The sequence below is a fragment of the Deltaproteobacteria bacterium genome (assembly GCA_021737785.1).
GTDB lineage: Bacteria > Desulfobacterota > DSM-4660 > Desulfatiglandales > Desulfatiglandaceae > AUK324.
Genome location: JAIPDI010000087.1, coordinates 1 through 9,418, shown reverse-complemented (window position 1 = coordinate 9,418; position 9,418 = coordinate 1). Strand labels below are relative to the sequence as shown.

At 59.5% G+C, this 9,418-nt stretch carries 6 protein-coding genes; all 6 read left to right on the top strand.

From position 1 onward, the window contains the following. Positions 1–205 (top strand): hypothetical protein (locus K9N21_23285; protein MCF8146841.1); only part of this gene is annotated, 205 nt, incomplete at its 5' end. 201 nt (positions 206–406) lie between these two features. After that, positions 407–1,549: an efflux RND transporter periplasmic adaptor subunit gene (locus K9N21_23280; protein MCF8146840.1), complete on the top strand. Its 1,143-nt coding sequence runs from the start codon at positions 407–409 to the stop codon at positions 1,547–1,549. Beyond that, positions 1,546–4,674, top strand: a complete 3,129-nt coding sequence (locus K9N21_23275) for an efflux RND transporter permease subunit (GenBank protein ID MCF8146839.1) — start codon at positions 1,546–1,548, stop codon at positions 4,672–4,674. Before K9N21_23280 ends, K9N21_23275 begins: the two co-directional genes overlap by 4 nt. 449 nt (positions 4,675–5,123) lie before the next feature. After that, positions 5,124–5,561, top strand: coding sequence for a peptidylprolyl isomerase (locus tag K9N21_23270; GenBank protein MCF8146838.1), 438 nt, complete (start codon positions 5,124–5,126; stop codon positions 5,559–5,561). Positions 5,562–5,907: 346 nt separating this feature from the next. Further along, entirely contained in the window at positions 5,908–7,563 is a 1,656-nt protein-coding gene (pgm, locus tag K9N21_23265; GenBank protein ID MCF8146837.1) for a phosphoglucomutase (alpha-D-glucose-1,6-bisphosphate-dependent), read from the top strand. A gap of 154 nt (positions 7,564–7,717) precedes the next feature. Continuing rightward, positions 7,718–9,211: a pyruvate kinase gene (gene pyk, locus K9N21_23260; GenBank protein ID MCF8146836.1), complete on the top strand. Its 1,494-nt coding sequence runs from the start codon at positions 7,718–7,720 to the stop codon at positions 9,209–9,211. Positions 9,212–9,418: the final 207 nt, after the last annotated feature.

Here is a 9,418-nt window from a genome sequence, read left to right as displayed (position 1 = left end):
GTCTGTTCCAGCCCCAAGTACAGCCTTTTATGGGACGGTATGTCCTTGCTGCCTTTCCGTAAACATTATCCGGAGCCCGGGGGCGGCCGCCGAACGATACGACCGCATTTTATTGCAGCTCTTGGGCAGAGACCCCCACGGGCGTCCGGAACGCTTCTGGGACTTGGGTGAAACCTGTTTGGTTGCGGCTGTCAGGCCGCCTTAGGATGAGGGATGGGATCAGTCCGGTGGTATTCCCGGTGTCCAAGATACGGAAAAGCCGGATGAACTTGTGATGACGCCGGCGCCCGGGGCCGACATCTGTCACAGCGACAGGATGCATCAAGGACGGTAGGTGGTGAAAAAGGGTAAACGGAATATTCTTGTTTTTGTCATCGTCATCGGAGTGGCTGCGGCTCTCGGGTGGATGATTTTCAAACGCCTTCAGGCCCCCCAGGAATCCGGCGGCGCCCGTGGAGGCCAGGCATCGACCCCCGTGGAGGTGGCGTTGATTGTTCGCGGGCCGATGGAACGGCGCCAGATCTTCAGCGGGACCCTTGAATCTCCGTCCAAGCTCATGGTTGCGGCCAAGATCAGCGGCCGAATTGTTGAACTGAATGTTGACCTGGGGGATCGCGTCAACCGGGGGCAGATCGTGGCCGGGCTGGACGACGACGAGTATGTCCAGGCCGTTAACCTGGCAAAGGCCGACCTGGAGGTGGCTAAGGCCACACTGGAGGAGGCGAAAAGCGCCCTGGAAATCGCGGCCCGAAAACTCAAGCGAATGGAACAACTTCGCCAGAGAAATGTGGCCTCGGCTTCGGAGTTCGATACTGCACAGGCCGAACACCTGGGGAACCTGGCCCAGGTGGACGTCTCCAAGGCCCAGGTGACCCGGGCCCAGGCCTCACTGGAAACCGCCAGAATACGATTGGGGTACACCCGGGTGACCGCGAACTGGGCCGACACCGGCGGGCACCGGGTGGTGGGAGACCGCTATGTGGACGAAGGAGAAACGGTTTCGGCGAATGACCCCCTCATCTCCATTGTCCAGTTGGATCCGGTCAAGGCAGTGATCTTCGTCACCGAAAAAGACTATGTTTATCTCACACCCGGGCAGCCCGCCCGGCTCACTACCGACGCCTATCCCGGCGAACGGTTCGAGGGCCGGATCCACCGCATCTCTCCGGTCTTTCGTGAGACGTCACGGCAGGCAAAGGTGGAGTTGAGAGTGGATAATCCGGAATACCGGCTCAAACCCGGAATGTTTGTTCGCGCCACGGTGGTCCTCGATCATGTGGAAAACGCCGTGATTGTTCCGGAGCAGGCCCTCACCCGACGGAACGGCCGGGACGGTGTCTTTGTGGTGGCCCCGGATGGCCGGTCCGTGGCCTGGCGCGAGGTGTCGGTGGGCATCCGTGAAGGGGACCGGGTGCAGGTGGACGGTGAGGGCCTGTCCGGCCGCGTGGTGACCCTGGGCCAGCAACTGGTGGACCATGGCTCACGGATTACCATTCCCGATAACAAGGCCGGAGACTCACCCGCGGTCAGCGAGGCCGCCGGGAGATGAATCTGCCTGGATTCAGTGTCCACAGGCCCATCTTTATTACCATGGTGACCCTCATCGTGGTGATTATCGGAGCATTCTCCCTCAGCCGGTTGCGCATGGATCTCCTCCCCAGCGTTGAACTCCCCACCCTCACCGTCCGCACCGAATACGAAGGCGCCAGTCCGGAGGTCATGGAACGGCTGGTCACACAGATCGTGGAAGAGATCATTGCCACGGTTCCGGGCGTGGAAGAGATGACCTCCCAGTCTTCCGAGGGAAACAGCAGCATTCAGGTCCGATTTGTGTGGGGCACCGACCTCGACATTGCGGCCGTGGACGTCCAGAGCAGACTCCAGGATGAGGTGGACGAGTTGCCTGAGGATGTTGTCAGGCCTCGTATCCGCAAGTTCGACATCGCCAGCTTTCCGGTGGTCCTCCTGGGGATTTCCAGCACCCTGGATCCGGTGGAACTGACCCAGATGATTGAGGATCAGATCCGGTACCGTTTCGCCAGAATCCCGGGCGTGGCCCAGGTGGACGTATGGGGCGGTTATAACCGGGAGGTCCGCGTCGAGCTGGATCCCGACCGGGTCCGTGCCCTGGGTCTTCCGATGGACCGGATACTCCAGGCCATCCGGGATGCGAATCTGGATCTCCCCGCAGGGAAGATCGAGGAAGGCCGCTATGAAATCACCCTTCGCGCCCCTGCCGAATTCACCGATCTGGATCAGATCCGGAATACGGTTGTCACCCTGCGCGACGGAGTCCCGGTTACCCTCTCCCAGTTGGCCGGGGTCAAGGACACCTATCAGAAACTGACACGCATCGTTCGTGTGAATGGCGAGCGGGGCCTGAGGGTGGCCATTCGGAAACAGGCCGATGCCAACACGGTTGAGGTTTCCAGGGCCGTGCTGGCCGAGATTGAGGCGGTCAACAGGTCCTTTCCCCAAATCCGAGTGATCCCGGTCATTAATCAGGGCAATTTTATCGAGCGGTCCATTGCCAATGTGGCCCGTTCCGTACTTTACGGGGGCGGTCTTGCCGTTATGGTGCTCCTCCTTTTTCTGAGAAATTTCCGGAGCACCCTGATCATCTTTCTGGCCATCCCCATCTCCATGATCGCCACGTTCTCCTTGATCTATCTGGGAGGATTCACCTTAAACCTGATGACCCTGGGCGGACTGGCCCTCGGCGTGGGAATGATGGTGGACGGCGCCATCGTGGTCCTGGAAAACATCTTCAGACGGCGGGAACAGGATCGCGAATCCCCGACAACGGCCGCGGTGGAGGGGGCACGGGAAGTGGCGCCGGCCATTGTCGCCAGCACCATTACCACCCTGGTCATTTTCCTCCCGCTGGTGTTTGTCAGGGGCGTTTCCGGCATCCTGTTCAAGGAACTGGCCTATGTGATCATCTTTTCTCTGGTCTGCTCCCTTATGGTGTCTCTCAGCCTGGTCCCGATGCTTGCCTCCAGGTTCCTGGCCCCACGCGCTGAGGATCGCAGCGGACGCGGCGGTTGGATACAAAGACTGGCGTCCGTTGCAGAGGACTTTTTCAATGGCCTCAACAACATATACGGCGATTTTCTCGGGTGGGTCCTGAATCACCGGGCCGTTACCATCGCCCTGGCCGCAGCCGCGCTGGCCGGCAGTCTCCTCCTTATTCCCCTGATCGGGAGCGAGTTCCTGCCGCCCAGCGATGAGGGAGAGGTCCGGGTCACGGGGGAAATGGAAATCGGCACACGGCTGGACATCGTGGATCGGCAGACCCGGCAGATGGAGGCTATTGTCCAGGCCGCCGTCCCGGAGACGGTTTCATCGGTGGTGAGCGTCGGGTCTGTGGGTTGGCGTCCGGATGCGGCGGCCATGGGGCAGATCAATCTGTCCCTCCTCCCTTCGGCCCAGCGCAAACGGCCCAACACGGAGATCGCCGACGATTTACGCCGCAGGCTGACAGGAAAGATTCCCGGCATGGAGATCCGCACCCGGGCCCCCCAGGGCCAGTTCCTGCTGAATCGTCTCTTAGGCGGAGAGGAGGGCCTGGCCATCGAGATTCGAGGATTGGAACTGGACAGGCTGAATGCCCTGGCCGATCGCGCGGCATCGGTCATCACCCGGGTCCCTGGTGTTGCGGATGTGAACGTCGCCCACGAGGCCGGGGTGCCCCAGTTTCAAATCCGGGTGGACCGGGATAAGACCGCGGATCTGGGCCTGACAATACGCGATGTGACCAGGATACTGGAAACAGCCATTGCCGGTTCCCAGGCCGGGGAATACCGGACCGGCGGCGATTCCTATCGTATCCTCGTGCAACTGGAAGATGCGGAAAGGCTTTCCCTGGAGGATATTCTGGATCTGACCCTGACCACGGCATCGGGCGAAGCAGTGACCCTGCGCAACGTGGTGAGGGCCGATCCGGGACGGGGCCCTATTGTCATCGATCGCAAGGACCAGCAGCGGACCGTGACCATCGAGGCCAATGTGGCGGGCCGCGATTCCGGATCCGTTGCCACGGACATTCAGACCCTTCTGGACCGGATCCCCCGGCCTGTGGGATACGATCTGACCGTGGCAGGGACATTCGAAGAGCAGAAAAAGGCATTCAATGAACTGGTCGCCGCCCTGGTGCTGGCCCTGATTCTCGTCTACATGGTACTGGCCTGCCAGTATGAATCGCTTGTCAATCCGCTGGTGGTCATGTTTTCCGTGCCCGTGGCCGCGGTGGGGGTGCTGGTGACCCTGTTTCTGACCCATACCACCCTGAATATCCAATCCTATATCGGGTGCATTATGCTGGGCGGGATCGCCGTCAACAACGCCATCCTCCTGGTGGACCAGGCCGGTCGTCTGGGCCGGCGCGGCATGCCGGTCCGGGAGGCGGTGGTGGAGGCCGGGCGTCGCCGGCTCCGGCCCATCCTCATGACCACCCTCACCACCATCCTGGGCCTCCTCCCCCTGGCCCTCGGCATCGGCGAGGGGGCCGACGCCCAGGCCCCCCTGGCCCGGGCGGTCATCGGGGGGCTTACCGGATCCACGGTGATTACCCTTGGGCTCATCCCGGCCATCTACTCTCTGTTTCACAGAGATCCTCGTCTGGACGCGACTGAAAAGGAGAAGATTGCCGAAACGCGCCTCTGCTCTCTATGAGCGGTAGGCGCAATCCTGCTGACCCGTGACCCACGGCTGCTCGCCTGAGAAGAGAATTCCGGTCCGTCACGGATTCCCCATTGACATAAACGGATAAGAACTTAGTATAAATAGTAAATTGGAAATGCGCCGTTCTTAGATGAGATGATAGAGGAACGGTTCTGCAAAATCCGGCCGGCGTCATGCCGGATACATCCGTTTTTTCTGTGATGAGGGACAGGAAGAGCGACCCTCTGTTTTGGTTTAACCTTCCCATTTGTACTCCGAGCCATACAGGGCATTCGCCAATACCCTCCGAGCCATAAGTAGGACCTTCCCATCCGTCCGGTTGCCCGGAAACGACGGTTGTGCGTTGCGGTCGCATTGCCAAGGGAAAAGTCGTTTCTTTATTTTTGGCGGCAGACGAAGGGCAGTGTCCCTGGCCGAGATTGCAATAAAGGAGGAGCACAATGACAACACTCAAAAATGGAGATTCCGTAAAGGTCCACTACACCGGCACGCTGGAGGACGGCCGCGTATTCGACACCTCCAAGGGACGTGACCCCCTGGAATTTAAAGCCGGCGATGGCCAGATTATTACGGGTTTTGAAAACGCGATTCTGGGAATGAAAGTGGGCGAAACCCGCGACTTTGAAGTGGCCCCGGATGAGGCGTACGGTCATCGACAGGAGGAGATGGTCCTGGAGGTGCCGGTGGGTGAATTTCCTGACCACATCGAGCCGAAGATCGGTATGCGGCTGCAGCTGAAGCAGCAACAGGGGAGTCCTTTAGAGGTGGTGATCACCGATATTTCGAATGAGGCAGTGACACTGGACGGAAATCATCCTCTGGCAGGTCAGACGCTGCACTTTCAGGTGGAGCTTCTGGAGATCGCAACCCCTGCATGATCTTGAACCGCAGACCGCCCCAAAGCCCCTTTTTCCGTTTGGAAAAGGGGCTTTTTTGCCCCTTATCTGGGTAATCTCTTTGAACACCCGTAAAACGGCTTGTCTTATAATCTCAGCCTTCCTCATGCAACCGTTGTCCCACGCCAGGCCGCCATCGTTCAAAGCACCTGCCAAGGGCTTCTTGAGCATCCTGCGCCCGGCCCATCTTTCACAGATGCATTGTCTGCAACACCAGGATATGGTATTATTATTTTGAATAAGATTGTGTCCGTTATCCCAATCCCGCCAGGCAGGCGGGTCTATACTGCCTATAGTGAGAGCCCTGTGCTTTCTGAGGAGGTGGAGCATGACCATCAGCGAGCTTGCCGGGAAACCGGCGCCCCGTGAACTTCTCGTAAACATACCGCAACTGATTACGGCCTATTACACCCGCATACCGGATGTCTCAGACCCGGCCCAGAGGGTCTCTTTCGGCACGTCCGGCCACCGGGGGTCGGCCTTTAAAAATAGCTTTAACCAGGACCACATCCTTGCGGTGAGCCAGGCCATCTGCGAGTACCGGAAGGCACAGGGCTTCAACGGCCCCCTTTACCTGGGGATGGATACCCATGCCCTGTCGGAACCGGCCATGGCAAGCGCCCTGGAGGTCTTTGCCGCCAATGACGTTACAATGATGATTCAAGCGGGGGGGGGCTACACGCCCACCCCGGTGATCTCCCATGCCGTCCTGTCATACAACCGGGGCAGAAAGACCGGCCTGGCGGACGGCGTGGTGATCACGCCTTCCCATAACCCGCCGGCAGACGGCGGTTTCAAATACAATCCGCCACACGGCGGGCCTGCAGACACGGATACCACCCGCATCATTGAACAAAGGGCCAATGAAATCCTGCGCCACGGGACCGGGAATATACGACGGATGCCTTATGAGAAGGCGATTTCCGCGGGGACCACCCATGAGCACGATTATGTGGCCGCATACGTGGCTGATCTGGCGAACGTGATTGACATGGAGGTCATTGCCGGATCAGGACTCAAGGCGGGGGTTGACCCGCTGGGGGGTGCGGGCGTCCATTACTGGGACCCGATACGGGACCGGTATAAACTGGATATTGATGTGGTCAACCGGTCTGTGGACCCCACCTTCGGGTTTATGACCGTGGATAAAGACGGACAGATCCGGATGGACTGTTCTTCACCATATGCCATGGCGAATCTGATCGGGCTGAAGGAGAAATTTGACATCGCCTTCGGCAATGACGCGGACACGGACCGCCACGGCATTGTGACCCGGGGCGCCGGACTCCTTGCACCCAACCACTATCTTAGCGTGGCCGTCTGGTATCTGTTTCAGAACCGCTCCGGCTGGAGCCCGGATGCGGCCGTAGGCAAGACCCTGGTATCCAGTTCCATGATCGACCGGGTGGCTGCATCCTTGAAGCGGAGGCTCTCCGAGGTGCCGGTGGGGTTCAAATGGTTCGTGGACGGGCTTCTGGATGGGTCCTGCGGGTTCGGGGGTGAGGAAAGCGCCGGGGCCTCGTTCCTTCGAAAAGACGGCACTGTCTGGACCACTGACAAGGACGGGATCATCATGGACCTTCTGTCCATGGAGATTACCGCCAGGATGGGCCGCTATCCGGATGAACTCTACGCGGATCTGGAAGCGAAATTCGGTGAGGCCATGTACCAGAGAAACGACATCCCGGCGACCCCTGAGCAAAGGGCCGTTCTGAAAAGGCTCTCCCCTGAGATGGTGCCGGCAGAGGCGCTGGGAGGGGAAGAGATCATCGCGAAACTGACCCACGCGCCGGGAAACGGGGCCGCCATCGGCGGGCTCAAGGTCGTCGCGGAAAACGCCTGGTTTGCCGCCCGCCCCTCAGGCACCGAGGCCATCAACAAGATTTACGCAGAGAGCTTCAAGGGAGAGGCGCACCTGAAACAGGTGGTCGAGGAGGCCGTAGAAATCGTTCATGCGGCCTTCAGGGCAGCAGGAATCCAGTGATTGAGGGATTTAGCGATTTAGGAATTTAGGAATTAAGGGATTAAGGAATTGAGGGATTGAACGATGTTGGGGAGATAAGGTCTTCCTTACAATTCCCGTGCATTTCGCCTTGCGCCTGATGCCTTGCGCATGGCGCCTCAAAATGGAGCCCGTGATGAACCTTCCTCTGAAAAAAACCAAGATCGTCTGCACCATCGGACCGGCCTCCCAGTCCCCCGCCATTCTAGAGCAGATGATCCGAAACGGTATGAATGTGGCACGCCTCAATTTTGCCCATGGCGATTTTGAAAGTCACCGGCAATTGATTGCGGATATCCGGTCTGCTGCAGCGGCCGCGGGTGAGCGGGTGGCCCTGCTGGCCGATCTGCCCGGACCGAAAATGCGCATCGGCCATTTGGTGGAGGAGCCGATCGAACTGGAACGGGACCAGGCCTTTACCCTGGTGAACGGGGATCTGAAAGGCGATGCCAACGCCGTTTCCATCAGTTTTGAGGGGCTGCCCAGGGTCGTTCGCCCCGGGAATACCATTTTCCTAAACGACGGTCTTGTTCAGCTCAAGGTGGAAAGGATCGACGGCAACGCAGTACACTGCAGGGTCATGGTCGGGGGGCATCTCCGCTCCCATAAGGGAGTCAATTTTCCCGGTATCGATCTGGGCATCAGCGCATTCACGGATCGCGATCGCGAGTGCCTGGAATTTGCCCTGGGCGAGGGCGTGGACGCCATTGGAGAGTCGTTTGTCCAGGGGCCGGACGATGTTAAGGCCCTGCGCCGGGCAGCTGCGGACATGGAGTATGATCCTTTTGTCATCGCCAAGATCGAACGCTCCGGCGCGCTCGAAAATATCGATGCCATATTGAGTGTGGTGGACGGGATCATGGTGGCCAGGGGGGACCTGGGCGTGGAGGTCCCTATCGAGGAGATCGCCGTGGTTCAGAAGGGGCTTATCCGCAAGGCCAATCTGGCGGGAAAACCGGTGATCACGGCCACACAGATGCTCCTGTCCATGGTGAACAACCGGCGCCCGACCCGGGCCGAGGTGACGGATGTCTCCAATGCCATTTTAGATGGGACAGACGCGATCATGCTTTCCGAGGAATCCGCTTCAGGCATCTACCCGGTGGAGGCCGTGGCCGTAATGACCCGCATTGCGCGGGTTGCAGAGGCGCACCTGGACGCCCGTCCGGTTCGTGAAGCCTTGATCTCGTCAGAAGCGGAGGGAGACCTGAGCGTGGAAGACCTCATCTCCCTGAGCGTCCATTCAACGGTTAGACGACTGACCCCGGCCGCTGTGATCACCCCTACCGAGACCGGGACCACGGCCAGGCGGATCGCCCGTTTCCGGCTGCCGGTCTGGATCGCCGGCATCAGCGCCAATGAATCGACGTGCCAGAACCTGCAATTTTCTTATGGTGTCTACCCGGTGTGCCAGCCGGCGTATCCTGAAAATCTGGAGGTGTATGCGCGAGACGCGCTTGCCCGACTCGGGATTACAAAGGGACTTGTTATATTGACCCAGGGGCCTTCCGCGGGGAACCGGGGCGGAACCAACCGGATGGAGATCATCGATCTGGCAGGGGGCGGGGAGGAAAGCGCAGGGAGCATGGGGCAGGGAGCAGGGAACGAGGTTCAGCCAGCAAAGGGATGAACGTCGAACATCGAATGAAGCAGGGCAGGGGGGAAGTGAGATGTCGGGAGCCGGGATTCAGAAAAGACCGCATACCTGAAACCATCAACCCGTTTTGAGCTGTTCAGCGCGCCCGTCATCCAGCATCCAGCATCCAGTATCCGCTCCACTATCTCACCAGGACCAGTCTCACGTCCATGACATTGGTACCGGTGGGGCCGGTGATGA